At 69.7% G+C, this 25,252-nt stretch carries 29 protein-coding genes; 15 read left to right on the top strand and 14 right to left on the bottom strand.

The window, feature by feature from the left end; genetic code table 11:
* Both CQZ88_RS31785 and CQZ88_RS24675 read right to left on the bottom strand, forming a co-directional pair.
* A partial coding sequence (locus tag CQZ88_RS31785) for a DUF2277 domain-containing protein (protein ID WP_258008769.1) occupies positions 1-187 on the bottom strand: 187 nt, incomplete at its 3' end.
* A 22-nt stretch (positions 188-209) separates the two neighbouring features.
* The gene (locus CQZ88_RS24675) at positions 210-794 is read right to left on the bottom strand and encodes a TetR/AcrR family transcriptional regulator (RefSeq protein ID WP_029540975.1); all 585 of its coding nucleotides are present in this window, start codon (positions 792-794) and stop codon (positions 210-212) included.
* An 88-nt stretch (positions 795-882) separates the two neighbouring features.
* Between CQZ88_RS24675 and CQZ88_RS24670 the strand changes: the two genes are divergently transcribed.
* Positions 883-2,280, top strand: coding sequence for a cytochrome P450 (locus tag CQZ88_RS24670; protein ID WP_006937788.1), 1,398 nt, complete (start codon positions 883-885; stop codon positions 2,278-2,280).
* A 68-nt stretch (positions 2,281-2,348) separates the two neighbouring features.
* Positions 2,349-2,753 carry a hypothetical protein gene (locus CQZ88_RS24665; protein ID WP_006937786.1) on the top strand — a complete coding sequence of 135 codons (405 nt, stop codon included), beginning with the start codon at positions 2,349-2,351 and terminating at the stop codon, positions 2,751-2,753.
* Between the two features lie 66 nt (positions 2,754-2,819).
* On the opposite strand, the gene CQZ88_RS24660 is transcribed toward CQZ88_RS24665, so the two are convergent.
* The 4 genes from CQZ88_RS24660 to CQZ88_RS24645 all read right to left on the bottom strand — a co-directional run bounded on the left by CQZ88_RS24660 (position 2,820) and on the right by CQZ88_RS24645 (position 6,691).
* A complete protein-coding gene (locus CQZ88_RS24660; protein ID WP_006937784.1) occupies positions 2,820-3,968 on the bottom strand; it encodes an acetyl-CoA C-acetyltransferase in 1,149 nt (382 codons plus the stop codon).
* 34 nt (positions 3,969-4,002) lie between these two features.
* Positions 4,003-4,605: a TetR/AcrR family transcriptional regulator gene (locus tag CQZ88_RS24655; protein WP_043797511.1), complete on the bottom strand. Its 603-nt coding sequence runs from the start codon at positions 4,603-4,605 to the stop codon at positions 4,003-4,005.
* 65 nt (positions 4,606-4,670) lie between these two features.
* Positions 4,671-5,471 carry an SDR family oxidoreductase gene (locus CQZ88_RS24650; protein ID WP_006937781.1) on the bottom strand — a complete coding sequence of 267 codons (801 nt, stop codon included), beginning with the start codon at positions 5,469-5,471 and terminating at the stop codon, positions 4,671-4,673.
* Entirely contained in the window at positions 5,468-6,691 is a 1,224-nt protein-coding gene (locus CQZ88_RS24645; RefSeq protein WP_006937778.1) for an acyl-CoA dehydrogenase family protein, read from the bottom strand. Before CQZ88_RS24645 ends, CQZ88_RS24650 begins: the two co-directional genes overlap by 4 nt.
* 44 nt (positions 6,692-6,735) lie before the next feature.
* Between CQZ88_RS24645 and fadD3 the strand changes: the two genes are divergently transcribed.
* The 9 genes from fadD3 (at position 6,736) to CQZ88_RS24600 (ending at position 15,419) form a co-directional block, all read left to right on the top strand.
* Complete coding sequence (gene fadD3, locus CQZ88_RS24640) at positions 6,736-8,283, top strand: 3-[(3aS,4S,7aS)-7a-methyl-1,5-dioxo-octahydro-1H-inden-4-yl]propanoyl:CoA ligase (protein WP_029540963.1); 1,548 nt, start codon at positions 6,736-6,738, stop codon at positions 8,281-8,283.
* Positions 8,280-9,179: an enoyl-CoA hydratase gene (locus CQZ88_RS24635; protein WP_029540960.1), complete on the top strand. Its 900-nt coding sequence runs from the start codon at positions 8,280-8,282 to the stop codon at positions 9,177-9,179. The genes fadD3 and CQZ88_RS24635 overlap by 4 nt, the downstream gene beginning before the upstream one ends.
* Entirely contained in the window at positions 9,179-10,339 is a 1,161-nt protein-coding gene (locus CQZ88_RS24630; RefSeq protein ID WP_006937775.1) for an acyl-CoA dehydrogenase family protein, read from the top strand. Before CQZ88_RS24635 ends, CQZ88_RS24630 begins: the two co-directional genes overlap by 1 nt.
* On the top strand, positions 10,336-11,301 hold the full coding sequence (locus CQZ88_RS24625; protein ID WP_102800440.1) for an acyl-CoA dehydrogenase family protein: 966 nt from the start codon (positions 10,336-10,338) through the stop codon (positions 11,299-11,301). Before CQZ88_RS24630 ends, CQZ88_RS24625 begins: the two co-directional genes overlap by 4 nt.
* On the top strand, positions 11,298-12,347 hold the full coding sequence (locus tag CQZ88_RS24620) for an acyl-CoA dehydrogenase family protein (RefSeq protein ID WP_102800439.1): 1,050 nt from the start codon (positions 11,298-11,300) through the stop codon (positions 12,345-12,347). Before CQZ88_RS24625 ends, CQZ88_RS24620 begins: the two co-directional genes overlap by 4 nt.
* A gap of 102 nt (positions 12,348-12,449) precedes the next feature.
* Entirely contained in the window at positions 12,450-13,325 is an 876-nt protein-coding gene (locus CQZ88_RS24615; protein ID WP_043797522.1) for an aldo/keto reductase, read from the top strand.
* A 183-nt stretch (positions 13,326-13,508) separates the two neighbouring features.
* Positions 13,509-14,231 (top strand): acetoacetate decarboxylase family protein, encoded by a 723-nt coding sequence (locus tag CQZ88_RS24610; RefSeq protein WP_102800438.1) that lies wholly within the window; start codon positions 13,509-13,511, stop codon positions 14,229-14,231.
* Positions 14,232-14,307: 76 nt separating this feature from the next.
* A complete protein-coding gene (locus tag CQZ88_RS24605; RefSeq protein WP_102800437.1) occupies positions 14,308-14,913 on the top strand; it encodes a PRC-barrel domain-containing protein in 606 nt (201 codons plus the stop codon).
* The gene (locus tag CQZ88_RS24600) at positions 14,910-15,419 is read left to right on the top strand and encodes a DUF4190 domain-containing protein (protein ID WP_006937762.1); all 510 of its coding nucleotides are present in this window, start codon (positions 14,910-14,912) and stop codon (positions 15,417-15,419) included. Before CQZ88_RS24605 ends, CQZ88_RS24600 begins: the two co-directional genes overlap by 4 nt.
* Before the next feature lie 25 nt (positions 15,420-15,444).
* Here the strand turns inward: CQZ88_RS24600 and hsaB are convergent, their stop codons facing one another.
* Genes hsaB through hsaA form a run of 4 tightly spaced genes read right to left on the bottom strand, consistent with a single transcriptional unit; the run spans position 15,445 to position 19,018 of the window.
* Positions 15,445-16,020: a 3-hydroxy-9,10-secoandrosta-1,3,5(10)-triene-9,17-dione monooxygenase reductase subunit gene (gene hsaB / locus CQZ88_RS24595; protein WP_050034567.1), complete on the bottom strand. Its 576-nt coding sequence runs from the start codon at positions 16,018-16,020 to the stop codon at positions 15,445-15,447.
* Positions 16,017-16,919: an iron-dependent extradiol dioxygenase HsaC gene (gene hsaC, locus CQZ88_RS24590; RefSeq protein WP_006937760.1), complete on the bottom strand. Its 903-nt coding sequence runs from the start codon at positions 16,917-16,919 to the stop codon at positions 16,017-16,019. The genes hsaB and hsaC overlap by 4 nt, the downstream gene beginning before the upstream one ends.
* Before the next feature lies 1 nt (position 16,920).
* On the bottom strand, positions 16,921-17,832 hold the full coding sequence (hsaD, locus tag CQZ88_RS24585) for a 4,5:9,10-diseco-3-hydroxy-5,9,17-trioxoandrosta-1(10),2-diene-4-oate hydrolase (protein WP_006937757.1): 912 nt from the start codon (positions 17,830-17,832) through the stop codon (positions 16,921-16,923).
* 10 nt (positions 17,833-17,842) lie between these two features.
* Complete coding sequence (hsaA, locus tag CQZ88_RS24580; protein WP_006937755.1) at positions 17,843-19,018, bottom strand: 3-hydroxy-9,10-secoandrosta-1,3,5(10)-triene-9,17-dione monooxygenase oxygenase subunit; 1,176 nt, start codon at positions 19,016-19,018, stop codon at positions 17,843-17,845.
* A 191-nt stretch (positions 19,019-19,209) separates the two neighbouring features.
* On the opposite strand from hsaA, the gene CQZ88_RS24575 reads away from it, so the two are divergent.
* Entirely contained in the window at positions 19,210-20,358 is a 1,149-nt protein-coding gene (locus CQZ88_RS24575; protein WP_006937753.1) for a Rieske 2Fe-2S domain-containing protein, read from the top strand.
* Positions 20,359-20,360: 2 nt separating this feature from the next.
* Positions 20,361-20,699: a hypothetical protein gene (locus CQZ88_RS24570; protein WP_006937751.1), complete on the top strand. Its 339-nt coding sequence runs from the start codon at positions 20,361-20,363 to the stop codon at positions 20,697-20,699.
* On the opposite strand, the gene CQZ88_RS31780 is transcribed toward CQZ88_RS24570, so the two are convergent.
* The 3 genes from CQZ88_RS31780 to CQZ88_RS24560 are packed head-to-tail and all read right to left on the bottom strand — an operon-like array spanning position 20,683 to position 21,345.
* Positions 20,683-20,805, bottom strand: a complete 123-nt coding sequence (locus tag CQZ88_RS31780) for a hypothetical protein (protein WP_006937749.1) — start codon at positions 20,803-20,805, stop codon at positions 20,683-20,685. The genes CQZ88_RS24570 and CQZ88_RS31780 overlap by 17 nt on opposite strands.
* A gap of 12 nt (positions 20,806-20,817) precedes the next feature.
* The gene (locus CQZ88_RS24565; protein ID WP_006937742.1) at positions 20,818-21,120 is read right to left on the bottom strand and encodes an MGMT family protein; all 303 of its coding nucleotides are present in this window, start codon (positions 21,118-21,120) and stop codon (positions 20,818-20,820) included.
* A gap of 15 nt (positions 21,121-21,135) precedes the next feature.
* Positions 21,136-21,345 (bottom strand): DUF2945 domain-containing protein, encoded by a 210-nt coding sequence (locus CQZ88_RS24560; protein ID WP_006937741.1) that lies wholly within the window; start codon positions 21,343-21,345, stop codon positions 21,136-21,138.
* Between the two features lie 227 nt (positions 21,346-21,572).
* Here CQZ88_RS24560 and CQZ88_RS24555 point away from each other — a divergent pair, with 227 nt between their 5' ends.
* Positions 21,573-21,776 (top strand): zinc-ribbon domain-containing protein, encoded by a 204-nt coding sequence (locus tag CQZ88_RS24555; protein ID WP_081636979.1) that lies wholly within the window; start codon positions 21,573-21,575, stop codon positions 21,774-21,776.
* An 804-nt stretch (positions 21,777-22,580) separates the two neighbouring features.
* Positions 22,581-23,225 (top strand): dihydrofolate reductase family protein, encoded by a 645-nt coding sequence (locus CQZ88_RS24545; RefSeq protein ID WP_102800436.1) that lies wholly within the window; start codon positions 22,581-22,583, stop codon positions 23,223-23,225.
* 138 nt (positions 23,226-23,363) lie between these two features.
* On the opposite strand, the gene CQZ88_RS24540 is transcribed toward CQZ88_RS24545, so the two are convergent.
* Positions 23,364-24,872, bottom strand: a complete 1,509-nt coding sequence (locus tag CQZ88_RS24540) for a YdiU family protein (RefSeq protein WP_044476509.1) — start codon at positions 24,870-24,872, stop codon at positions 23,364-23,366.
* Between the last annotated feature and the right edge of the window lie 380 nt (positions 24,873-25,252).

Genomic DNA, 25,252 nt, shown 5'->3' with positions numbered 1-25,252 from the left:
GCCGGTCGAGCAGTCGCATGGTGACGGCCGTGACCTCGGCGACGGCCTCCTCGAACGGTTCGCGGGTGGCGTCGGACAGTTTGTGGACGCCGCTGACCTTGCGCACGTACTGGCGGGCGGCGGCCTCGATCTCCTCGGCGGTCGCTGCCGGCTCGAGCCCGCGCAGCTCCGTGATGTTCCGGCACATGGACCGAGGGTAACCCGGGTCCTCAGCCGAGGCGACCGCCGAGCATGCCGCGCAGCGCATTCAGGCACAGCTCCCGCAGCTGCGTCCCGGTGACCGTGGGGTGATCGTGCCAGTCGACGCACACGCTGCGCACGAGGGCGATCCATCCCTGCACGGCCACCGCGACGAGTTCGCGTTCGTCGTCGGGCGGGGCGAGCGCGTCGAGGATGCGTTCCTGCTGAACGCCGAGTTCGGCGTCGACGATCGCGCGGATACCGGCGTCGGCGGAGTCCGCGGCCCGGTTGACCGCCGCGACGCCCTGCCGGTGCGACGCGACGTAGTCGAGGTAGGCGTCGAGGCCCGCGATGATCCGCTCGGCGACGGTGAGCTGCGGATCCGGTTCGGTGACGGCGAGCAGCCGGTCGGACTCGCGCTGGACGACCGCCGCCATGAAGTCTCGTTTGGTCGGAAAGTAGTGGTACATCAGGCCGCGCGAGACCCCGGCGAGTTCGGCGACCTCCTCGATCCACACGTCCTCGTAGGCGCGCTCGGCGAACAGGCGCGCGCCGATGTCGAGCAGCTGCGCGCGGCGCTGCTCGGGATCGAGTCGTCGGCGGGATCGGGCCACGGACTCAATCTAGTTCTTGACACCCGTCCGTCCCGGCGTAGCGTGATTACTGTACACGGATTCAATAACTGGGGGTCGGAGCATGGCCATGGCCACGTCACGGGTGTTCGACACGGAAATTCCGCGCCCGCCGAAACGTCTCCCCCTCGTCGGCGACGTCCTGGGCATGTCGCTCGAGACCCCGGTGCAGAACTCGATGGCAATCCACAAGGCCCTCGGCCCGGTGTTCGAGCGCACGGCCTTCGGCCGCCGCTTCGTGTTCGTCTGCTCCGGCGAGCTCACGGCCGAGCTGTCCGACGAGAAACGCTTCGCCAAGCACCTCGCGCCGGGCGTGGAGGCCCTGCGCGCGATCGGCGGCGACGGGCTGTTCACCGCCTTCAACGAGGAACCGAACTGGCGCCGCGCGCACGAGCTGCTGATGCCTGCGTTCACCCAGCAGGCGATGCGCCGGTACCACGCCACGATGCTCGACGTCACCGCCCAGCTCGTCGCACACTGGGACCGTACGGCGCGCAGCGGCGGCGACGTGGACATCGCCGCGGACATGACGAAGCTGACGCTGGAGACCATCGGCCGCAGCGGCTTCAGCTACTCGTTCGAGCCGTTCGAGCGTGCGGCGCGGCACCCGTTCGTCGAGGCGATGGTCGGCGGACTCTCGTTCTCGCAGCGCAGCATGCTGCGCACCGTGCCGGTCGTCGGGCGCTTCCTCTTCCCCGCCGCCAAGCGGCAGTACGACCTCGACCGGGCGCACATGCGCGACGTCGTCGACGCGGTGATCCACAGCAGGCGCGACGCCCCCGGCCCCGCCCCCGACGACCTGCTCGAGCTGATGCTGCGGGCGGCACGGGAGGACGATCCCAACAAGCTCGACGAGATCAACATCCGCAACCAGGTGCTCACCTTCCTCGTCGCCGGTCACGAAACAACTTCGGGCGCATTGTCGTTCGCTCTCTACTACCTGATGCGCGACCCACAGGCCTACGCGCGGGCGCGGGCGGAGGTCGAGGAGATCTGGGGCGACGGCGAGCCCGCATTCGAGCAGATCGCCAAGCTGCGCTACGTCCGCCGGGTGCTCGACGAGGCGCTGCGCCTGTGGCCGACCGCGCCCGCGTACGCGCGGGAGGCGAGGGTGGACACCACCCTCGCCGGCCGATACCGGATGCGTGCCGGCGACTGGGTGCTCGTGCTGCTGCCCGCGGTGCACCGCGACCCGGCGGTCTGGGGCGACGACGCCGACGAGTTCGACCCCGACCGCTTCCTGCCCGAACGGGTCCGGGCCCGGCCCGCGCACGTGTACAAACCGTTCGGCACCGGCGAACGCGCTTGCATAGGAAGGCAGTTCGCGCTGCACGAGGCCACGCTCGTGCTGGGAACCCTGTTGCGCCGCTACGACCTGGCGATGGACCCCGCCTATCGGCTGAAGGTGGCCGAACGGCTCACCCTCATGCCGGAGGGACTACACGCCCGGGTGTCCTTGCGGTCCTGAGCCGGCGCCCACCCGTGTCGTAGGCTGAGCCGGGCGGGTGGGAGAGGCCCGCACGGGAGGGAGAAACCATGAGATTCGGTTCCGCAGGCGTCACGGCGGCGGCGCTGTCCACGATCGTTGCGGCCCTGGTCGTCCCGGCGACGGCGCAGGCGGGGCCCACCGCCGACGTCGTCGCGGGCCGGGAGCGGGTGAAGGTGACGGTGCACGGTGTGCCCGTCCATCCGGAGAGCTGCCGTGTCGATCCCGATGCGGACGGCCACACCCGCAGCCTGCCCGTCGAACCGTCCGGTTCGATGGTCGCCCACGGCGTCGCACCCGGACCGCGGCGCGTGCTCGTCTGGTGCCCGGACGGGGGCATCGTCTACGAGCAGATCGTCCACGTCCTGCCCGCCGATCCGCTCGCCGACCTCGCCGACCACGTGTTCCGCACCGCCGGCAGCAGCGACCGGGTCACCGATCCGACCCTGCGCTGACGCGCCGGTGTGTCTCTTGGGCTGCCCTGACAGCCCAAGGGACACACCGGCGGCGCAGCCGCCTGTCTACACCCGCTCGATGATCGTCACGTTGGCGGTGCCGCCGCCCTCGCAGATCGTCAGCAGGCCGTAGCGACCCTCGCGGCGCTCGAGCTCGTTCAGCAGAGTCGCCATCAGCTTGGTGCCGGTGGCGCCGAGCGGGTGGCCCAGCGCGATGGCGCCGCCGTTGACGTTGACCTTGGCCGGGTCGGCGCCGATCTCCTTGATCCAGGCCAGCACGACGGGGGCGAAGGCCTCGTTGATCTCGATCAGGTCGATGTCGTCGATGCTCAGGCCGGTCTTCTCCAACGCATGCTGCGTCGCCGGGATGGGCGCGCTGAGCATGAAGATCGGGTCGTCGCCGCGGGCACTGAGGTGGTGGATCCGGGCGCGGGGCTTCAGGCCGTACTTGCGCACGGCCTCGTCGGAGGCGAGCAGCACCGCCGAGGCACCGTCGGAGATCTGGCTGGCGACGGCGGCGGTGAGCCGGCCGCCCTCGACGAGCGTCGCGAGTGACGCCATCTTCTCGAGGCTCGTCTCGCGGGGTCCCTCGTCGACGGTGGCGTCGCCGAGCGGGACGATCTCGCCCTCGAACCGGCCCTCGGCGATGGCCGCCTTGGCCCGCTCATGGCTCTGCAACGCCCAGCGCTCGAGGTCCTCGCGGCTGAGATCCCACTTGTCGGCGATCATCTCGGCGCCGCGGAACTGCGAGACCTCCTGGTCGCCGTAGCGCTCGGTCCAGCCGGTCGAACCGCCGAACGGGGTGTCGAAGCCGTACTGCTGCCCGACGATCATGGCCGCGGAGATCGGGATCTGCGACATGTTCTGCACGCCGCCGGCGACGATGAGGTCGGCGGTGCCGGACAGGATGGCCTGCGCACCGAAGTGCAGGGCCTGCTGGCTCGACCCGCACTGCCGGTCGACGGTGACGCCGGGAACGTGCTGCGGGTAGCCGGCGGCGAGCCACGCGGTGCGGGCGATGTTGCCGGCCTGGCCACCGATCGCATCGACGCAGCCGAAGACGACGTCGTCGACGTCGCTCGGGTCGATGCCGGTGCGGTCGACGATCGCCTTGATCACGTGCGCGCCCAGGTCGGCCGGGTGGACGGCGGACAGGCCGCCGTTCTTCTTGCCGATCGGGGTGCGTACCGCGTCGACGATGTATGCCTCGGTCATGAGGGACTCCTAGTCGGTTCCGGGGAAGGTCGGTTCAGGGGTTGGCAAGTCCGTCGAGCACGATGGACAGGTACTGCTGCGCCACCTTGTCGGCGGTGAGGGTGCCGCCGGGCCGGTACCAGCGCACGGCCACCCACACGGTGTCGCGCAGGAACCGGAAGACGAGTTCGACGTCGACGTCCGGCCGGAACGTGCCGTCGGCGATGCCGCGCTCGATCACCCCCACCCACAGGTCGCGGAATTCGGTGTTGAGGTCGGAGATGTAGGAGAACCGCTCGTTCTCCACGAGCCGCTTGGCCTCGTCCTGGTAGATCGCGACCGCGGCGTGCGACTTGTCGATCGATTCGTACGACGCGGTGATGAGCGCCTCGAGGGTGGCGCGGGAGTCCGCCCCCGAGGCGACGATCTCGCGGTAGCGGCCGAACAGGTCGTCGAGGAATCCCCGCAGGATCTCGTCGACCATCGACTCCTTGGAGTCGAAGTGATGATAGAGACTGCCCGACAGGATGCCCGCGGCGTCGGCGATGTCGCGCACGGTGGTGGCACGCACCCCGCGCGAGGCGAACAGCTGAGCGGCGATATCGAGCAACTCGGCGCGACGCCCGGACTTGGCAGCATCGTCTCTGGGAGGAGTCATGGAGGCATCCTTTCAGGCTGCCGTGCGCGGTTCCGGTGGCGGCGGCTACCGGAACCGCGCACGGGTCAGGCCCTCTGCGAGGAGATCGAGACGACCTCGCCGGTCAGGTACGTGGTGTAGTCGCTGGCGAGCATGGCGATGGTCGCGGCGATCTCCCAGACCTCCGCGGCCCGCCCGTACGCCTCGTCGGCGGCGAGCCGGTCGAGCAGGTCCTCGCTGGTGACCTTCGCGAGGAAGGCGTGCCGCGCGATCGACGGGGCGACGGCGTTGATCCGGACCCCGTACTCGGCGGCCTCGATCGCCGAGCAGCGGGTCAGCGCCATCACGCCGGCCTTGGCGGCCGCGTAGTGCGCCTGCGAGTGCTGCGCGCGCCAGCCGAGCACCGAGGCGTTGTTGACGAGGACGCCGCCGTGGCCGGCCGACCGGAAGTAGCGCAGCGCGGCGCGGGTGGCGCGGAAGGTGCTGGTGAGGGTGATGTCGAGGACGCGGTCCCACTGTTCGTCGGTCATGTCGACCACCGGGGTCTCACCGCCGAGGCCGGCGTTGTTGACCAGCACGTCGATGCGCCCGAGCCGGTCGGCGGCGCCGGTGATCAGCGCGTCGACCTGCTCGGTGGAGGAGACGTCGCACACGAGGGCGTCGACCTGCTGCGACGGGAACTCGGCGGCGAGCTTGTCGACCGTCTCCCCGAGCCGACGCTCGTGGAAGTCCGAGACGAGCACGTCGCCGCCCTCGAGCAGGGCGCGACGGGCGGTCGCGAAACCGATGCCGGTGCCGGCGGCGGCGGTGACGACGACCTTCTTGCCGGCGAGCAGGCCGTGGCCCGGGGTCTCGACGGGCGGCGTGGCGAGGGGGGAAGTGGTCACGGACGGGCCTCTCGGGGAAGGCCGAGCACGCGCTCGGCGATGATGTTGCGCTGGACCTCGTTGGATCCGCCGTAGATGGTGTCGGCGCGGGTGAACAGGAACAGCCGTTGCCACTCGGCGAGCTCGAGATGCTCGGGATCCGAGAGCACCGACGGGTTGCCGGCATGGTCGTGCTCCGGCCCGACGAGCGAGGCCGGGCCCTGCACGTCCATCGCGAGCTTGCCGAGGTCGCGGTGCCAGTTGGCCCACAGCAGCTTTGCCACCGACGCCTGGCCGGGGTCGGCCTCGCCGAGGGTGCGCACGGCGTGGGCGCGCATCACGCGCAGGCCGATGCGGGCGCGCGCGATCCGCTCGCGAATGTGCGGATCCTCGGCGGCACCGTTGGATGCGGCGAGGTCGGCGACGCCCTGCAGCTCACGGGCGAAGCCGATCTGCTGGCCCAGGGTGGAGACGCCGCGCTCGAAGGTGAGCAGTCCCATCGCGACCTTCCACCCGTCGCCGGGGGCGCCGACGACGAGGTCGGCGTCGGTGACGGCGTCGTCGAAGAAGACCTCGTTGAACTCGGAGGTGCCGGTGAGCTGCTGGATGGGCCGGACCGTGACGCCCGGTTGATCGAGCGGCACGAGCAGGAAACTCAGGCCATGGTGCCGGGAAGAGCCGGGTTCGGTGCGGCAGACCACGAACGCCCACTGTGCGACGTGTGCGAGGGACGTCCACACCTTCTGGCCGTTGATGATCCACTTGCCGTCCTCGAGCCGGGCGGTGGTGGCGACGTTGGCCAGGTCGGAACCGGCGCCGGGCTCGGAGTAGCCCTGGGCCCACAGTTCGGTGACGTTCCGGATGCCGGGCAGGAAGCGGCGCTTCTGGTCCTCGGTACCGAAGGCGACGAGGGTGGGCCCGAGCAGTTCCTCGCCGAGGTGATTCACGCGGGCCGGCGCGTTCGCCTTCGCGTACTCCTCGTGGAAGATCACCTGCTGTTCGAGGGTGGCGCCGCGTCCGCCGTACTCGGCCGGCCAGCCGATGCAGGTCCATCCGGCGGCGGCGAGATGGCGGTCCCAGGCCAGGCGCTGCTCGAAGTACTCGTGCTCGCTGCCCGGGCCACCTTTGCCCTTCAGCTCGGCGAATTCGCCGGTCAGATTGTCCTCCAGCCACTGCCGGACGGTGGCGGCGAACGCGGCGTTGTCGAAACCCGTGTCGTCCAGTCTCTCGCTCTGATGCACGTCTGTACGATAACCTACCAAGCACTTGCTAGGTAGGGAGCTCCGTGACCGCACAACCGAGAACCACACCGGCGGCCCTCGAACGCGCCGCATCGGCGCACGCCGACCGGACCGCGATCGTCGACGGCGACGTGCAACCGACGTTCGCACAACTGCGCGACCACGTCCGCGAATTCGCCGCCGCCCTCGTCGCCCACGGCGTCGGGCCCGGCGCACGCGTCGCGATCTGGTCGCCCAACACGCACCACTGGATCGTCGCCGCGCTCGGGATCCACTGGGCCGGCGGCATCGTCGTCCCCGTCAACACCCGATACACCGGCGACGAGGCGCACGACATCCTCGACCGGATCGACGCCGGCGCCCTCGTCGTTGCCGGGGACTTCCTCGGCACCGACCGGTACGCGGCCCTGCGCGCCGCGGCGCCGGAACTGCACCTTCCCACCGTCGTGCGGGTCCCGCTGGGTGGGACCGACGCCCCCGCCGACGGCGTGGTGGACTGGGACGAGTTCCTGGCCTCGGCGACGGAGGACGCGCGCGCCGAAGCCGACGCCCGCGCGCGGGCCGTCTCCCCCGACGACGTCTCCGACATCCTGTTCACCTCCGGCACCACCGGGCGCAGCAAGGGTGTGCTCAGCGCCCACCGGCAGCTGATCGGGGTCGCCCGGGCGTGGGCGGACTGCGCCGAACTCACGCCGGACGACAACTATCTCGTCATCAACCCGTTCTTCCACAGCTTCGGATACAAGGCCGGTTTCGTCGCGGCGCTGCTCGCGGGCAGCACCGTCGTGCCGATGGCGGTGTTCGACGTCGAGAAGGTGATGGCCACCGTCGCCGACCGGCGGATCAGCGTGCTGCCCGGGGCGCCGACGATCTACCAGAGCATCCTCGACCACCCCCGCCGCGACGAATTCGACATGTCGTCCCTGCGGATCGCGGTCACCGGGGCCGCACCCGTGCCCGTCGCGCTCGTCGAACGCATGCAGAACGAACTGAGCTTCGACGCGGTGCTCACCGCGTACGGGCAGACCGAGGCCGTGGTCGCGACGATGTGCCGCACCGACGACGATCCCGTCACCGTCTCCACCTCCTCCGGCCGCGCCACCGCCGGCTTCGAGGTCCGCATCGGCGACAAGGGCGAGATCCTGCTGCGGGGCCCCAACGTGATGCTCGGCTACCTCGACGACCCGGAGGCCACCGCCAAGACGATCGACGCCGACGGCTGGCTGCACACCGGCGACGTGGGCACCCTCGACGAACGCGGCTACCTCGACATCACCGACCGGCTCAAGGACATGTACATCAGCGGCGGGTTCAACGTCTATCCCGCCGAGATCGAGGCGGCGCTGATGCGCCTGCCCGGCGTGCACGAGGTCGCGGTCATCGGTGTGCCCGACGAGCGCATGGGCGAGGTCGGCCGCGCGTACGTCGTCGCCCTCGAGGGCAGCGGCCTGACCGAGGAGGCCGTGATCGCGTTCTGCAAGGAGAAGCTGGCCAACTTCAAGGTGCCCCGCTCGGTCCGCTTCACCGGGCACCTGCCCCGCAACCCGTCCGGCAAGGTTCTGAAAAACATTCTGCGTGAGGAGAAGTCATGACCGTCCCCTACGAACCCGACGTCGTCACCTACGAGGTGCGCGACGGCGTCGCGATCGTCACCCTCAACCGGCCGGACTACCGCAACGCGCAGAACTCGGTGATGACCTACGCCCTCGACGCCGCGTTCGAACGGGCCGTCGAGGACGACGAGGTGAAGGTGATCGTGCTCGCCGGCAACGGCAAGCACTTCTCCGCCGGCCACGACCTGGGGACCCCCGGGCGTGATCACCACGTGCACTACGACAACAAGGCCGTCATGTGGTGGGACCACGTCGACAAGCCCGGCGGCGACCAGCGCTACGCCCGCGAGATGGAGGTGTACCTGGGCATGTGCCGCCGCTGGCGGGAGATCCCCAAGCCGACGATCGCGATGGTGCAGGGCGCATGCATCGCCGGCGGCCTCATGCTCGCCTGGGTGTGCGACCTGATCGTCGCGTCGGAGGATGCGTTCTTCTCCGATCCCGTGGTGCGCATGGGCATTCCCGGAGTGGAGTACTTCGCCCACCCGTGGGTCCTCGGCACCCGCTTCGCCAAGGAGATCCTCTACACCGGCGACCGCTTCGGCGCCCAGCGCGCGTACGAGGTCGGCATGGTCAACCGCGTCGTGCCGCGCGAGAAGCTCGAGGAGGAGACCCTCGCCCTGGCCGCGCGTATCGCCGAGATGCCGCGGTTCGGCCTGGCCCTGACCAAGCGCGCCGTCAACCAGTGCGAGGACCAGATGGGCATGCGGAACGGCATGGACTCGGTGTTCGGCCTGCACCACTTCGCCCACGCCCACAACGCCGAGGTCGGCACCGACTCCCTCGGCGGCATGAACGCCAAGTCGATGGCGGCGAGCGCCCGCCCCGCCCCCGCGAGCAACGCGGGCCCCACGGCCCAGGACGGAGCGAAGTAGTGGATCTCGAGTTCGACGACGCAACCCTCGCCTTCCGCGACGAGGTCCGCGCGTTCCTCGCCGAGCACGTCCCGCAGACCCCGCTGAAGTCGATGGACACCGCGGAGGGCTTCGAAGAGCACCGGCGGTGGGAACGAACCCTCGCCGACGCCCGGCTGTCCGTGGTGTCCTGGCCCGAGGAACTCGGCGGCCGCGACGCCTCGCTGCTGCAGTGGGTGGTGTTCGAGGAGGAGTACTACCGCGCCGGGGCACCCGGACGCGTCAGCCAGAACGGCATCTTCCTGCTCGCCCCCACCCTGTTCGAGCACGCCCACCCCGACCAGCTCGCCCGCATCATGCCCCGCATGGCGCGCGCCGACGACATCTGGGCACAGGCCTGGTCCGAACCCGAGTCCGGCAGCGACCTCGCGTCGCTGCGCTCGACGGCCACCCGCGTCGACGGCGGCTGGCTGCTCAACGGGCAGAAGACGTGGAGCTCCCGGGCGTCCTTCGCGGACATGGGCTTCGGCCTGTTCCGCTCCGACCCGGAAGCGCAGCGGCACAAGGGCATCACGTACTTCATGTTCGACCTGCGCGCGGAGGGCGTCACCGTCCGGCCCATCGACCAGCTCGACGGCGAGCCCGGCTTCGCCGAGATCTTCCTCGAGGACGTGTTCGTGCCCGACGACCCCGCCGACCCCGGCGCGTCCGGGGTCATCGGCGGCGTGAACGAGGGCTGGCGGGTCGCGATGAGCACCGCCTCCAACGAGCGCGGCCTGTCGCTGCGCTCCCCCGGGCGGTTCCTCGCCACCGCCGACCGGCTGCTGCAGCTGTACAAGTCGTCGGATCTACACGGGGACGCGGCCCTGCGCAACCGCGTCGCCGACACCTGGATCGGCGCGCGCGCCTACGAGTTGTCCACCTGGGGCACGGTCACGCGATTGCAGGACGGCGGGCAGCTCGGCGCGGAGTCGTCCATCAACAAGGTGTTCTGGTCGGAGTGGGACATTGCCGCCCACGAGACGGCGCTCGACCTGCAGGGCGCCGCCGCCGAGCTGGTCGACGGCTGGACGGACGGTTACCTGTTCTCGCTGTCCGGCCCGATCTACGCCGGCACCAATGAAATCCAGAAGAACGTCATCGCCGAGCGCCTGCTCGGCCTCCCGAAGGGCGACCGATGAGATTCGCGCTCGACTCCTCCCACGAGGACTTCGCGTCCAGTATCGATGCGCTGCTCGCCAAGTCCGACATGCCGGCCGTGATCCGCGCGTGGAGCGCCGGCGACACCGGCCCCGGCCTGAAGGTGTGGCAGCGTCTCGCCGAGATCGGGCTCGGCGGCCTGCTCGTCGGCGAGGACCACGACGGCGTGGGTGCCGACGCGGTCGACCTCGTCGTCGCCGTCGAACAACTCGGCCGCCACGCCGTGCCGGGCCCGGTCGTCGACACCGTCGCCGTCGCCCCGGTGCTGCTCGCGGCCGCGGCGCCGGACCGGTTGCCGGCCCTGGCCTCCGGCACGCTCGCGACCGTCGCCGCCGCTCCGGGCGTGCCGTTCGCGGTCGACGCCGACGTCGCCGACCTGGTGCTGCACGTCGACGGCTCGGCCGTGTCCGTCGGCACCCCCGGGCAGCCGCGCGAGTCCGTCGACCCGGCCCGCCGGCTGTTCCCCGTCTCGGCGGGAGAGTCGTTGGGCGAAACCGACTTCGGTGCCGCGTTCGACCTCGGCGCGCTCGCCACCGCGGCGCAGCTGCAGGGGCTCGGCCGGACGCTGCTCGAGCGCACCACCGAGTACGCGCAGCAGCGCCGGCAGTTCGGCCGGGCCATCGGCTCCTTCCAGGCCGTCAAGCACCACCTCGCCGAGGTGGCCGTCGCGCTGGAGATGGCCCGGCCGCTGCTGCACGGCGCGGCGCTGTCGGTGCGCGACGGGCTGCCGCAGGCGTCGCGGGACGTCTCCGCCGCCAAGGTCGCATGCGGCGACGCCGCCTACCGTGCGGCCCGGACCGCGCTGCAGGTGCACGGCGCCATCGGCTACACCCGGGAACACGATCTGTCGCTGTGGCTGACGAAGGTCCGCGCCCTCGTCACCGCATGGGGCACGCCCGACGTGCACCGGGCGCGGATCGTCGACGCGCTGGAGGCGTCGTGACGTTCGAAACCGAGGACCGCGCCGCGCTGCGCGAGTCGGTGCGCAACCTGCTCGCCAAGCACTCCGACTCGTCGGCGGTGCGCAAGGCGATCACCGCGCCCGAGGGCTACGACGCCGGCCTGTGGGAGCGGATGGTCGAGCAGATCGGGGTGGCGGCGCTCGCCGTGCCCGAGGACTACGACGGGGTGGGCGCCTCGCTCGCCGAGACCCACGTCGTGCTCGAGGAACTCGGCCGGACGCTGACGCCGTCACCGATGCTCGGCTCGACGGTGCTCGCGGCGCAGGCGCTGCTGCTGTCCGGCGACACCGAAGCATGCGCGCGGCTGCTGCCGGGCATCGCCGCCGGGGAGATCGCGGCCGTGTGCTGGGCCTCGGGGGCGGGCTGGTCGTCGCCGGGGGTGACCGCGACCGGCGACCGACTCGACGGCACCGCGCACTACGTGCTCGGCGGAGACGTCGCGAGCACCCTGCTGGTGCTCGCGCGCGACGGGGACGCCGTCGCCCTGTTCGAGGTGGATCCGCACGCGACCGGCGTGACCCGGCGCCGGGTGCCGACGATGGACCCGACCCGCAGCCTCGCGCAGGTGCGGTTCGACGGGGTGACCGGGCGGCCGCTCGCGTGCCCGGCGGATCTCGTGGACCGGTTGCGCACCGTCGCGCTGATCGCGCTGTCGGCCGAGCAGGTCGGTGCGGCACAGGCCGCGCTGGATCTGACCGTGGAGTACACGAAGAACCGCAAGCAGTTCGGCCGCGTCATCGGGTCCTTCCAGGCGCTCAAGCACCGCATGGCCGACATGTACGCGCTGGTGGAGACCGCGCGCTCGATGTCGTACGCGGCGGCGCTGTCGCAGGATACGCAGGACGCGTATGCGGCGAAGGTGTACTGCTCGGAGGCGTTCGAGCAGGTGGCCGCGGAGACGATCCAGTTGCACGGGGGCATCGCCATCACGTGGGAACACGACGCGCAGCTGTACTTCAAGCGCGCCCACGGCACCGCCCAGCTGTTCGGGCAGCCGCGCGAGTTCCTGGCCGCGATCGGAATGTGACGCCCGCGTGCCCGAGCGAATGAACCATCGCGTTGGCCTGATCGAGTGAGGGGTACATTCGCTCGGGCCGCGGGGCGATCCGGCAGTCGTTAGCCTGGGACGATGAGCACTCCCGTGATCACGCTGAATTCCGGAACCACCATCCCGCAGCTCGGCCTGGGAGTCTGGCAGGCCACCAACGAGCAGACCGAACACGCCGTGCGCTTCGCCCTCGACGAGGCCGGCTACCGGCACATCGACACCGCCGCCGCGTACGGGAACGAGGAGGGCGTCGGGCGCGGTATCGCGGCCTCCGCGGTCCCGCGGGAGGACGTCTTCCTCACCACGAAGCTGTGGAATGCCGACCAGGGCTACGACCGGGCACTGAAGGCGTTCGACGAGAGCCTCCGCCGCCTGGGCACGGACTACGTCGACCTGTACCTGATCCACTGGCCGTTGCAGGACAACGACCGGTTGCTGCGCACCTGGGACGCACTCGAGAAGATCGCCGGGTCCGGCCGGGCAAAGGCGATCGGCGTGTGCAACTTCGAGCCGCACCACCTGCAGCTGCTCGTCGATCGTGGCGGCATGCTGCCCGCCGTGGACCAGGTGGAGCTGCACCCGCACCTGCCCCAGCAGGAGATCCGCGCCTTCGCGGCCGACCACGGTATCGCCGTCGAATCGTGGAGCCCGCTGGGCGGTACCAGCAATTCCGGGTGGGGGCGCGATTCCAAGCCGAACACGCTGCTGATCGATCCGATCATCACGCGCATCGCGGACCGGCACAGCAAGTCCGCGGCCCAGGTGCTGATCCGCTGGCACCTGCAGAACGGCCTGATCGTGATTCCGAAGTCGGTCCACGACGCGCGGATCGCGCAGAACTTCGACGTGTTCGACTTCGAACTCGACGACCTCGACCTGAGCGAGATCGCGACCCTCGACGACGGCACGCGCGTCGGCATGCACCCGGACGAGATGAACATCGGCGCGCCGGACTGACGGACGATCCCCGCACGGGCAGCCGCGCCCCTCGGCACGCGGCTGCCCGTTTCCGGGCGTATTCGCCGATCACCTTGCGCTTCCAGGACGCAGCACGAATAGTAGAACACGTTCTCATTCAGGACCCGGCCGGTCGCGGGTTCGCGATCGGTTCGCGCAGAGGGGCAGGACGTGACGACACACATGATCTCGGGCACCCCGATCGAGATGCCGGTGCAGATTCGGACCGCGACGGCATTCATGGCGATGTACTCGGTGCCCGCCGCCCCGGCTCGGGCCCTGATCGATCACACGGGACTCGAACTGCTGCACCACCGCCCGGGGCGCGGTATCTGCATCCTGGTGTTCGTGGACTACGTCGACGGAGATCTCGGACCCTACAACGAGTTCGGCGTGTGCTTCCTCGTTCGTGACCATCGCCGGCGCGGCGGTACCGTGCTGCAGGATCTGCGGGAACTCGCCCGCGGCGGCGCCGGCGCCGGCGCCCTGATCCATCAACTGCCCGTCGACGGCGAGTTCACCCTGGCGGCAGGACGGGGAATCTGGGGGTTCCCCAAGATCCTCGCCGACTTCGACGCCGACCACGCCGGCGCCGTCAAGCGCGCGTCGGTGAGCCGGGACGGGCAGCTGATCGCGGAACTGTCGGTGCGCCCGGGCCTCGCGGTTCCCGGGCGTGGTGCCGCCGCCTCCGTCACGGCCTACTCCCATCTGGACGGGATCACCCGGCGCACCGGATGGGCGATGAATCCCGCCGGCGTGCGCAGCCGCGTCGGCGGTGCCACCCTGCGCCTCGGAACCCACCCCATCGCCGGCGAACTGCGCGCGCTGGGGCTGCCCCGGCGCGCGCTGCTCACCTCGTCGATCCCCCGCCTGCAGATGACCTTCGGAGACGCCGAACCGATCTGATCCGGCCTTCGGGTTTCGACGCCCGTCGCAGCGGGCACCCACCGACTCGAAGACACAATCGATCGGTGAGGTCACCATGATCAACAACAGCGACATCGATGCACTTGTCGGCGCCACCGTCTACGGACCCGGCGGCGACAAGCTCGGCAAGGTCGGCGAGGTCTACCTCGACAACCGCACCGGGAACCCTGCTTGGATCACCGTCGTCACCGGCCTGTTCGGCACCCGTCGGCATTTCGTGCCGATCGACGTCGCCGAGCTGGACGGCAAGGACATCCGTCTGCCGTTCGACAAGGACACGGTGACCGGCGCCCCGAACATCGACGAGGACGGCCGTCTCACCCCCGAGGAGGAGACGCAGCTCTACCGCTACTACAACAGGGCGGATACCGACACCGACACCGGTCGTGCACCGGACGTCGACCGGACGCCCGACGCCGATCGGCTGCGCGACACCGACCGGACACCGGAGACCCATCGGACGCCGCAAGGAGGCGCGCCGGGTGTGTCCACCTCGGCTCCGCCGTCGGCCACACCGTCGCATCCCGGTGGCACCGGTGACACAACGCAACACGGCGCCCCCTCGCCCGGCCCGCGACTCCACAAGCGGGTCGTGACCACCGAGTACTACGTCGACGAGGGCGCCCCCGGCCAGCACCCCGACCAGGAGGACCGACGATGATCGAACGTGAGCCCGCCGGTGCCAGTGCCGCCGGCCGCGACCCCGTTCCCGGCCGCGACCCCGTTCCCGGCCGCGAGCGCGTGGTCACGGACGACCGGGTGACGGACCGCACCACCACCGCCGCCGCTCCCTTCGAGGAGCGGGTGACGACGAAGCCGGCCAAGACGAGTGTGGCCGCCGCCCTCGCACTCGCCGTCGGCACCGCCGCCCTGGTGTGCGTGCTCTCGCTCGTCCTCTCCCCCGTGGGCCTGGTGCTGTCCCTCGTCGGGCTCGTGCTCGGCATCGTGGGCCTTCGCGCGGCACGTCGACTGGGCGTGACCGGGCGCGGCGTCGCCATCGCGGGCATCGTGCTCAGCATCGTCTCGCTCGTGCTGTCGATCGCCTACGTGGCGGGTGTGGTGACGGTGCTCAACAACGACCGCATGGTGGAGCAGCTCGAACAGCAACTCGACCGGGCCCGCGACCAGCTGCCCGACAGCATCCAGGTGCCCCAGCCCGGCGAGTAACCGTCCGGCCGGCCGTGCCGGCCCCCTAGAGCCAGGTGTCCTCCGAGGTACTGGTGAGAAACGCCTCGAGGTCGTCGCGCCAGGGGGCCGGCACGGTCTTGTCCGGCTCGATGCCGGTGTACTGGCCGCGATAGAACAACAGCGGCCGCTCCTTCTCGTCGCGCACCTCGCTGAGCGAGGACACCCGTCCGAACACCACCCAGTGGTCGCCGCCGTCGTGCACGGTCTCGACGGTGCAGTCGATGTGCGCCAGGGATCCGGTCAGGACGGGCGAGCCGAGCGGTGACGGGCTCCACTCGACGCCGGCGAACTTGTCCGGCTCCCGGGATCCGAACCGGGCGCACGTGTCCTGCTGCTCCTCCGCGAGCACGTTGACGCAGAAGCGCCCGGATCGTTCGATCGCGGTCCACGACCGCGACGTCCTCGTCGGGCAGAACAACACCAGAGGCGGGTCCAGCGACAGCGCCGCGAACGACTGGCAGGCGAATCCCACCGGCTCGCCCGCGTCGACGGTGGTGATGATCGTGACCCCCGTGCAGAACTGGCCCAGCACGTTCCGGAAGACCCGGGGGTCGATCCCACCGTCGTCGGGGGTGGTCACGGCTGCATCCCCACGCTGAAGTCGTGACCCCACAGGCTGACCGCTGTGGACTCCCGGGCGATCCACTCCTCGTCCTTGACCTGCCTTCCCTCGCAGCCGAATTCGACGTCGAAGCCACCCGGGGTCTTCATGTAGAACGAGAGCATGAGGTCGTTGACGTGCCGGCCCAGCGTCGCCGACATCTTCACCTTCCGGCGCAGCGCCCGGTCCAGGCACAGCCCGACATCGTCGGCGTTCTCCACCTCGATCATCAGGTGCACGATGCCACTCGGCGTGGGCATCGGCAGGAACGCCAGGCTGTGGTGCCGTGGGTTGCACCCGAAGAAGCGGAGCCAGGCCGGTTTCCCGTCGGCCGGGCGGCCCACCATCTGTGGCGGCATGCGCATCGAGTCCCGCAGCCGGAAGCCGAGGACATCGCGGTAGAAGTGCAGGGCCTCCTCGTCGTCGCGGGTGGACAGGACGACGTGCCCGAGTCCCTGCTCGCCGGTGACGAACCGATGCCCGTACGGGCTGACCACGCGGCGGTGCTCGAGCGCCACCCCGTGGAACGCCTCGAGGGTGTTGCCGGACGGGTCCTGGAACACGATCAGCTCGTCCACACGACGGTCGGCGAGCTGCTCGGCCGTGCCCTCCTTGAACGGGACCCCGGCGGCCGCGAGGTTGTCGCGCACCTCCTGCAGCTCGGCGGCGTTCGCCGTCTCCCAGCCCGCGACCAGCAGCCGGTCGCTCTCGTGCGGCTCGATGATCAGCCGGGCCGGGAAGTCGTCCATCCGCAGGTACAGGGCGTCCGGGTGGACACCCTTGCCCTCCACCATGCCGAGCACCTTCAGCCCGTACTCGCGCCAGGCGTCCATGTCGGTGGCGCCGATGCGCAGATACGCGAGGGATCGGATACCCATGTCAGACACTCCCGTCGCTTCGCTCGCCCCGACCGCTCCGGTCGGTCAGGAAATCGATTGTCAGGCGGTTGAACTCGTCGAACTTCTCGAGCTGGGCCCAGTGCCCGCAGCCGCCGAAGACGTGCAGCTGGGCGCGGGGGATGAGCTTGAGCGCGACGAGTGCCCCGTCGAGCGGATTGACCCGGTCCTCCCGGCCCCAGATCAACAGCACCCGCTGCCGCAGCTTGTACGCGTCGCGCCAGAGCATCCCCAGCTCGAAGTCCGGTCCGGAGAACGACTTTCCCATCGCGCGCGCAGCGGCGAGCGACTCGGGGGTGCTCGCGGCGGCGAAGCGTTCCTCGACCAGCTCCTCGGTGATCAGCGACTGGTCGTACACCATCACCCGGAGGAACGCCTCGAGCTTCTCCCTGGTCGGGCCCTCCGGCGGCGCCGCGAACCGGCCGAGGTGCTTCACGCCCTCGGTAGGGTCGGGCGCGAAGAGATTGACGCTCAATCCCCCCGGCCCCATCAACACGAGCCGTCCGGCCCGGTCCGGGAAGTCCAGTGCGAACCGCACCGCGGCACCGCCGCCGAGCGAGTTGCCGAGCAGGTGCACGCGCCCGTCGACGCCGAGGTGGTCGAGCAGGTCCTTCAGCGCGGTGGCGCTGTGCACGAAGTACTGCGGATGCTCGGTGGGCTTGTCGGACTTGCCGTAACCGGGCTGGTCGACACAGATGACGTGGAAGCGCTCGGCCAGCACGGGGATGTTGCGGGCGAAGTTGGACCAGCCGGAGGCGCCTGGACCGCCGCCGTGCAGCAACACGATCGTGGTGTCGTGTCCGACCCCCGCCTCGTGGTAGTGCAGCCGCAGGTCGTGGCGCACCTGAGCGAACCGGGACGTCGACTCGTAGGTGATCTCTTCCGTCGCAGTCAATTCGGTCTCCCTACACCATCGTGTCGGTGATCGGCAGACCGAACTCGCCGGCGCCGAACATCACATAGGCGCGCTCGGCGTCGTTGGCGGCATGGACACGCCCGGCGTGGGCGTCGCGCCAGAACCGTTGGATCGGCGTGCCGTTGGCGAGGGCGGTGGCACCGGAGTTCTCGAACAGCAGGTCGATGGACGCGATGGCGCGGCCGGTGGCGCGGACCTGGTCGCGACGGGCGCGCAGCCGCAGTTCCATCGGGACCTCCTCGCCGGCGACGAGGTGCGCGTACTCGTCGGCGACGTTTCCGGACAGCTGGCGCCACGCGGCGTCGATGTCGCTCGAGGCCTCGGCGATCCGCACCTTCGAGAACGGATCGTCCTTGGACTTCTCCCCCGCGTAGGCGGCGCGCACGCGCTTGCCCTGATGCTCGACGTGGGCCCGGTAGGCGCCGTAGGCCATGCCGACGATCGGCGTGGAGATCGTGGTGGGATGGATGGTGCCCCAAGGCATCTTGTAGACCGGCGCGGTGTTGCGCTCGAGGCCGGGGGCGGTGAGGTTGCTCATCGCCTTGAAGCTGAGGAAGCGGTGCCGGGGCACGAACACGTCCTCGACCACGATCGTGTTCGACCCGGTGCCGCGCAGGCCGACCACGTTCCAGACGTCGTCGATCCCGTAGTCCGCGCGCGGGATCAGGAAGCTGCCGAAATCGACGGGGCGGCCGTCCTTGAGGACCGGGCCACCGACGACGACCCACGTGGCATGGTCGCACCCGGAGGACCAGGCCCACGCGCCGTTGACCCGGTAGCCGCCGTCCACGACCTCGCCGGCGCCCATCGGGGCGTAGGAGGAGGAGATGCGCACGTCGGTGTCCTCGGCCCATACGTCCTCCTGGGCCTGCTGCGAGAACAGGGCCAGGTGCCAGTTGTGGACACCGATGATCCCGGACACCCATCCGGTGGAGCCGCACGCGCTCGCGATGTTGCGGACAGCCGTGTAGAACAGCACCGGGTCGGCCTCGTAGCCGCCCCACTGCTTCGGCTGGAGCAGCCGGAAGAACCCCGTCTCCTGCAGCGCCTTGATCGAGTCGTCGGGGATGCGGCGAAGATCCTCGGTCTCCTGTGCACGTTCCCGCAGGGCGGGCAGCAGCGCGTCGATCCGCTGCAGTACCTCGTGGCTCTCGTGGTCGCCCACTGGACGCTCCCGTCTGTTCCGGAAATGATCGCTTGCTTCGAGACTAGAACACGTTCCCATTCATGTCGAGACCGCGGAATCACCGCACGTCGGCGTGTTTTCTGTGGGACGAAAGTCCCGGATCGCTTCCGGATCGCCGCAATATTCTATAACGTGTTCTACTAGATGAACCGAAGGGAAGTGAGGGGACAATGGCACAGATTCGCGAGATCGACGTCGGAGAGGTCCGCACGCGTTTCGCGCGGGGTTGGCACTGCCTCGGGCTCGCCAGGACGTTCAAGGACGGCAAGCCGCACGCCGTCGAGGCCTTCGGCACGAAGCTCGTGGTCTGGGCCGACAGCCAGGGCGACCCGAAGGTCCTCGACGCCTACTGCCGGCACATGGGCGGCGACCTGTCGCAGGGCGAGATCAAGGGCGACTCCGTCGCCTGCCCCTTCCACGACTGGCGGTGGGGCGGCAACGGCAAGTGCACCGGCATTCCCTACGCCCGTCGCGTGCCGCCGCTCGCCCGCACCCGCTCCTGGCTGACGATGGAGAAGAACGGGCAGCTGTTCGTATGGAACGACCCCGAGGGCAACCCCCCGCCGCCGGAGGTCACGATCCCCGACATCGAGCAGTACGGGTCGGACGAGTGGACCGACTGGACGTGGAACTCGATCCTCATCGAGGGCGCCAACTGCCGGGAGATCATCGACAACGTCGTGGATATGGCGCACTTCTACTACATCCACTACGCGTTCCCGACCTACTTCAAGAACGTCTTCGAAGGGCACGTCGCCGCGCAGTACCTCAACACCCGCGGCCGGCCCGACAAGGGCATGTCCACCCAGTACGGCATGGAGTCGCTGCTGAAGTCGTTCGCGGCGTACTACGGTCCCTCCTACATGATCAATCCGATGACCAACAGCTACGGCGGCTACGAGGTCGAGTCGGTGCTGATCAACTGCCACTACCCCGTGACCCACGACTCGTTCGTGCTGCAATACGGCATCATCGTCAAGAAGCCGACCGGGATGTCCGACGAGATGTCGGCCAAGCTCGCCGCGAAGTTCACCGAGGGCATCGGCGAGGGCTTCCTGCAGGACGTCGAGATCTGGAAGAACAAGACCAAGATCGACAACCCGCTGCTGTGCGAGGAGGACGGCCCGGTCTATCAGCTGCGACGCTGGTACGAGCAGTTCTACGTCGACGTCGCCGACGTCACCGAGAAGATGACGCAGCGCTTCGAATACGAGGTGGACACCACCAAGGCCAACGAGGCGTGGCAGGCGGAGGTCGCCGAGAACCTCGCGCGGCAGAAGTCCGAGCAGGAACAGGGCAAGCAGGAAGCGGAGGTCTGACGATGGATCCCTCGACCCGGGCGCGCCGGTGGGCGAAGGCCCCGGACTTCGCCGGCCAGCCCGCGCGGGTCGAGGCGGTCCGCGCGCAGACCGCCATCGACAAGATCAACTACCTGGATTCGGGCCTGCACGAGGTGCGGTGCCGCGAGTGCGGCACCTGCGTGCTGGTGCGCAAGAACAGCTTCGACCACACGAGCGTGCAGTGGTGCGAGAACCCCGCGTCGGTGTGCCCGAACTTCCGGGACGACGCGACCCCGGGCGCCCTGCGAGACGGCTGCCCGCAACTGCGCGCAAGCATCGAGCAGGCGGTGCTCGACGGCCGGATCACCGTGCCGGACTGACGTCGCCGCGCCGCGGAGCGGCGAGTTGTTCGAGCGAATCGAGCACCGGCGCCGTCGCCGACACCCGATAGACGTGCCGCACCCGGTGCTCCTCGAGCTGACCCACCGTCAGGGATCGTCAGTCCATCCATCCTTGCCGAGCGCGTTGCATGTCAACCCGCTTCCCGGCCACGGGGGTGCCCTCTTCGAGCAGGAGTGCCGGTGCACGACCGCCGTGACACGAGGCGGTTGTTCCGTCGGCGTAGACGACTCGCCACCAGGGAACGTTGTCGTCCAGCAGGCTCATCGCTCGGCCCACCTGCCGTGGACCCGCCCCGATTCTCTTGCCGATATCGCCATAGGAGGCAACCGAGCCCGGAGGGATGGCAGCGACTGCCTCCCGGACCGCGTCGATGATGCTCGTCTCGTCTCGAGTGACCATCGGGATTCCGGCCCCCTAAAGCTTCTTCAGCGCATCGCCTTTGTGCATCGCGATGTGCTCGGTCTTGTCGCTCTTGATCTCGTATTGAGGGTCACTCTCACTGCAACGCCGTGTGCGCCCCTTGAACTCCACGTCCTTCGTGTGCTTCCTGATGATGACGCCCTCGACGTATCCGGCTTCGGAGTTCCACCGGACATGGTCGCCGACGGAGAAGTCAGTCGTCATAGCCCTTCCTCCACTCGATGTTCGTCCTCGTGAGGCTACCCGGCTCACGGCTTCTGTATGCCGGCGGAAGAGGCGACAGCAGATCGCCGGCAGGCGGGGTTGGCTGGCGAGTCGGTCTTCGGGCAACTGGTGCCGATCGATATCGTCGGCTGTGGTCATCGCGTGGTCTCCCTCGAGACCGTTGCCACCTGACGACCGTCTACTGAGCATCGCTCTATGCTGGCGTGGTGTTCCTTCTATTCGGATACGGCACCAAGCGGCAACACCTCGGCTCCGGGCAGACCCGAACGTGCCCGCGCTGCCACAACACCACACAGTGGGCACGGATCCGGGAATTCAGCCAGTTCACGTTGTTCTTCGTTCCGGTCGCGCGATGGAGGCGCCGGCAGCTGGAGGAATGCGGCATCTGCGGCACCGCCGTCGAAGTCTGAGCGCCTTCATTCGGCGACGGGCCACCGACGGAGCGTGCGTCGGCGCACTCAGCCGACACGGTTGTTCAACAGCTGCAGCACCCTGTGCTGTCACACGAAAATCGTTGCGCAACAGAGACTTTTACAATCCGGTCGAAACACTCCGTCACGGGCACTGCCTCCCGGGCGCGCGACCGTTTCCACGACCCCACCCCCATCGACCACCAGACCGGCTACCAGGCCCGAGATGATAGAACCGATTCCCTTGGGGCACAGGGTGATCCTGTCGAGTGCCATCCATCGGGTGGCGAGCAGCGCAGCGGCACGTTCGCCGAGGCACCGCAGAAGGCGGCCTCTGGTGGGCCGGCCAAGTCCAAGCCTGATCCACGGCATCGGCAGCTGCGAGACAGCGGTCGGCTCGATCCTCACCGAAGCTCACCACATCATCACTCGCACACTGCTCGGTCACGTCAAGAGCTGAAACTGCTCAGCGCCCTTCTCCGACACCACCCGGTCGGGAAACCATACCCCTGGGGCACTGCCCCCAACGGTGCCCGCGCGACGCCGCCGACCGCATGGGCGGCCGTTCTCCGGCACGACCTGCGCGACCCCACCCCGATCGAGGCGAGTGAGGAGATGTGCACCGCCCGCCGAGCCCGGACTGCCGGGCAACGCACGGACGCCCACCGCAGAACCGGTGGCGACCGATGCACCGCGAGGCCGGTCGAGGAGGACGAAGTTCGATGCCGTCACAGCGATGAGTCCGCCGACGCCCGCAGGTCTACCTTTGCGACCGAGACACATCACTTCACCGGGAGCCGAGCCATGGGCCTGATCGACATCGAACTGTTCACCACCCTCGACCTCGTCGGACAGGCACCCGGCGGCCCCGACGAAGACCCGGAAGGGTTCCCGTTCGGCGGCTGGCAGGTACCCCTACTCGACGAGGTCACCGGCGCGCAGATCGGGGCCGCCTACGAAGGCACCGACGCCCTGCTGCTCGGCCGCCGGACCTACGACATCTTCGCCGCCTACTGGCCGTACCAGGACGGCGGCGAGGACCACGAGATCGCCACGCTCTTCAACAGCGTCCCGAAGTACGTGGCCTCCCGCGGCCGGCCCGACCTCTCCTGGGCCGGATCCACGCAGCTCGGCCCGGATCTGGCCGGCGCGGTGCGCGAAATCCGGGACCGGCACGAGCACGTCAAGGTCGTCGGGAGCCTGAACCTGGTCCAGACCCTGCTGCGCGAGAAGCTCTTCGACCGGCTCGACCTGTGGGTGCACCCGATCGTGCTCGGCGTCGGGAAGAAGGTGTTCGACGCCGGCGCGGTGCCCACCAACCTCACCCTCCTCGCACCGCCGGTCGCCGGCCCGACGGGCACCGTGTACCTGCGCTACGCGCGCGCCCAAGGCATACCCGGCACCGGAGACATGAGCGCCCCCGACCGCGGCGCCGGGCGAGACGGCTGAACCCGCCCCGCACCAGCTGGGTCCGTGTCCTCGGGGGTGCCTCCGCCAGGTCTGCCGACGTCGTTCTCGGCGGCGCAGCACCGGCGAGGGAGTCCCCCGATACGAACACAGCAGTGCCCAGCGGTGGGTATTCGGGCGTTATGTGCCGCAGAAGGTTCGGAAGGTTGCACTGAACGACGACGGGGCGGGTGTGGTGTAGTCGGACCACTCGTCACGGCGGTCGAACGGATGCGTGACGACCTCGAGCAGCTTCTCGAAAGCAGCGAGCTCACCGTCGGCCGCGGCACGCAGAGCCGCATCGAGCTGATGATTGCGCGGGATGTACAGCGGGTTCACGCCGTCCATCGCGTCCGCGGTCTGCGCTGTCCCACGCCCCTGTGTGCTCAGGGCGCCGCGCCAGCGATCCACCCACGGCCCGATGTGCTCGCGCGGGACGAGGGCGTGCAGCGGCGCCGAATGCCCACGGAGTTCGTCCGCGAGCGCCCGGAAGCTGCCCGTCCAGTCGGCGCCGTGTTCGGCCATCAACCTCAGCAGGTCGTCGACCAGCGCTCGATCGAGGAGCGTGCCGGCCACCCCGAGCTTGGCCGCCATCCCGGCGGCGTAGTGGCCCTCGTAACGCGCGTCGAAGGTATCGAGGACTGCCGACACCGCGGCAATCGCGTCATCCGGCGTCGAATCGAGCAGCGGCAGCAGCGTTTCCGCCAAGCGCGCCAGATTCCACTTCAGGACAGCGGGCTGGTTGCCGAACGCATAACGGCCGCCGTGATCGATCGAACTGAACACCGCCGCCGGATCGAACGCATCGAGGAAGGCGCACGGACCGAAGTCGATGGTCTCCCCCGAAATGGTCGTGTTGTCGGTGTTCATCACCCCGTGCACGAACCCGGTGAGCATCCACTGCGCCACCAGTGCTGCCTGCGCCTCGACCACCGCCTCGAAGAATGCCAGGTAGCGACTGCCCTCTCCCGTCGCCGGCAGCTCGGTCAACTCCGGGTAGTGGCGGGTGATCGCGTAGTCGGCGAGCCGCTGCAGGACTCCCTCCTGTCGGGCCGCGAATTCGAAGGTGCCCACCCGCAGGTGACTGGCCGCGACCCGGGCGAGCACGGCACCGGGCTCGGCGCCGTCTCGGCGAACGCGGCGGCCCGTCGCGACCACCGCCAGCGCACGCGTCGTGGGAATACCGAGGGCATACATGGCCTCGCTGACCAGGTATTCGCGCAGCATCGGGCCGAGGACCGCGAAACCGTCACCGCCCCGAGAAAACGGCGTGGGCCCCGAGCCCTTCAGGTGCAGATCCACTCGCCGACCGTCACTGCCCACCACTTCGCCGAGCAGCAACGCCCGGCCGTCCCCGAGCAGGGGTGCGTACCCGCCGAACTGATGTCCCGCATACGCCATCGCGACCGGCGTGGCCCCAGCCGGCGCCGTCGATCCGGACAGCACCCCGATCCCGACCTCGCTCCGCAGCACCTCCACGTCCCATCGCAGCGACACCGCGAGCTGCTCGTTGAGCACCAGCAACGTCGGGTCGGGGGCATGAGCGCCCTGCCACGGCACCGCCAGGGCGGCCAACTCGTCGGCAAAGGTGCTCTCGAGGCGCGCCACCGCCGAGTTCGTGCCTACCGTGGACTCCGGGAATGCCGCCATCAGTCGAGGGTAACCATCGCACCACCTGGCCCGCCGCTCACGACCGAGAACGCACCCGGCCACCAGCTCGCGGTGCTCGACGTCACCGCACCGCGAGCCCACACTGCCCGTCACCGGCAGGGCTCGTCCTGCTCGTCACCGCAGCCACCTCGACGCGGGCCGCGCCGGCTCGACAAGGCCCACCGCGTCGGCAGCGGGCGCCCAGGTGGGCGCAGGCTCAGGCGCGCTCGATTCGTCACGTGCCACCGTCTGCGACCAGGGGAACGCCGGGCCCGGCGGCGGCCGTGGCGGCGGACAGCTGCGCCGGGCCGAGCCGGCGCCAGGCCCCGCGCAGCACTCGGTGGCGGTGCACGGAGCGGGCGGGGGTCACGACGCGGGCA

Source organism: Rhodococcus sp. ENV425 (assembly GCF_002887785.1).
Classification (GTDB): Bacteria; Actinomycetota; Actinomycetes; order Mycobacteriales; family Mycobacteriaceae; genus Rhodococcus; species Rhodococcus aetherivorans.
Note: the sequence above shows the minus strand (reverse complement) of the source record. Positions and strands in the feature narration are given on the sequence as shown.

Coding starts and splice junctions, on each gene's coding strand:
- CQZ88_RS24670 (WP_006937788.1), top strand. CDS start 883: ATGGCCACGTCACGGGTGTTCGACACGGAAATTCCGCGCCCGCCGAAA.
- CQZ88_RS24665 (WP_006937786.1), top strand. CDS start 2,349: ATGAGATTCGGTTCCGCAGGCGTCACGGCGGCGGCGCTGTCCACGATC.
- CQZ88_RS24660 (WP_006937784.1), bottom strand. CDS start 3,968: ATGACCGAGGCATACATCGTCGACGCGGTACGCACCCCGATCGGCAAG.
- CQZ88_RS24655 (WP_043797511.1), bottom strand. CDS start 4,605: ATGACTCCTCCCAGAGACGATGCTGCCAAGTCCGGGCGTCGCGCCGAG.
- CQZ88_RS24635 (WP_029540960.1), top strand. CDS start 8,280: ATGACCGTCCCCTACGAACCCGACGTCGTCACCTACGAGGTGCGCGAC.
- CQZ88_RS24625 (WP_102800440.1), top strand. CDS start 10,336: ATGAGATTCGCGCTCGACTCCTCCCACGAGGACTTCGCGTCCAGTATC.
- CQZ88_RS24615 (WP_043797522.1), top strand. CDS start 12,450: ATGAGCACTCCCGTGATCACGCTGAATTCCGGAACCACCATCCCGCAG.
- CQZ88_RS24610 (WP_102800438.1), top strand. CDS start 13,509: ATGATCTCGGGCACCCCGATCGAGATGCCGGTGCAGATTCGGACCGCG.
- CQZ88_RS24605 (WP_102800437.1), top strand. CDS start 14,308: ATGATCAACAACAGCGACATCGATGCACTTGTCGGCGCCACCGTCTAC.
- CQZ88_RS24600 (WP_006937762.1), top strand. CDS start 14,910: ATGATCGAACGTGAGCCCGCCGGTGCCAGTGCCGCCGGCCGCGACCCC.
- hsaC (WP_006937760.1), bottom strand. CDS start 16,919: ATGGGTATCCGATCCCTCGCGTATCTGCGCATCGGCGCCACCGACATG.
- CQZ88_RS24575 (WP_006937753.1), top strand. CDS start 19,210: ATGGCACAGATTCGCGAGATCGACGTCGGAGAGGTCCGCACGCGTTTC.
- CQZ88_RS24570 (WP_006937751.1), top strand. CDS start 20,361: ATGGATCCCTCGACCCGGGCGCGCCGGTGGGCGAAGGCCCCGGACTTC.
- CQZ88_RS24565 (WP_006937742.1), bottom strand. CDS start 21,120: ATGGTCACTCGAGACGAGACGAGCATCATCGACGCGGTCCGGGAGGCA.
- CQZ88_RS24560 (WP_006937741.1), bottom strand. CDS start 21,345: ATGACGACTGACTTCTCCGTCGGCGACCATGTCCGGTGGAACTCCGAA.
- CQZ88_RS24545 (WP_102800436.1), top strand. CDS start 22,581: ATGGGCCTGATCGACATCGAACTGTTCACCACCCTCGACCTCGTCGGA.
- CQZ88_RS24540 (WP_044476509.1), bottom strand. CDS start 24,872: ATGGCGGCATTCCCGGAGTCCACGGTAGGCACGAACTCGGCGGTGGCG.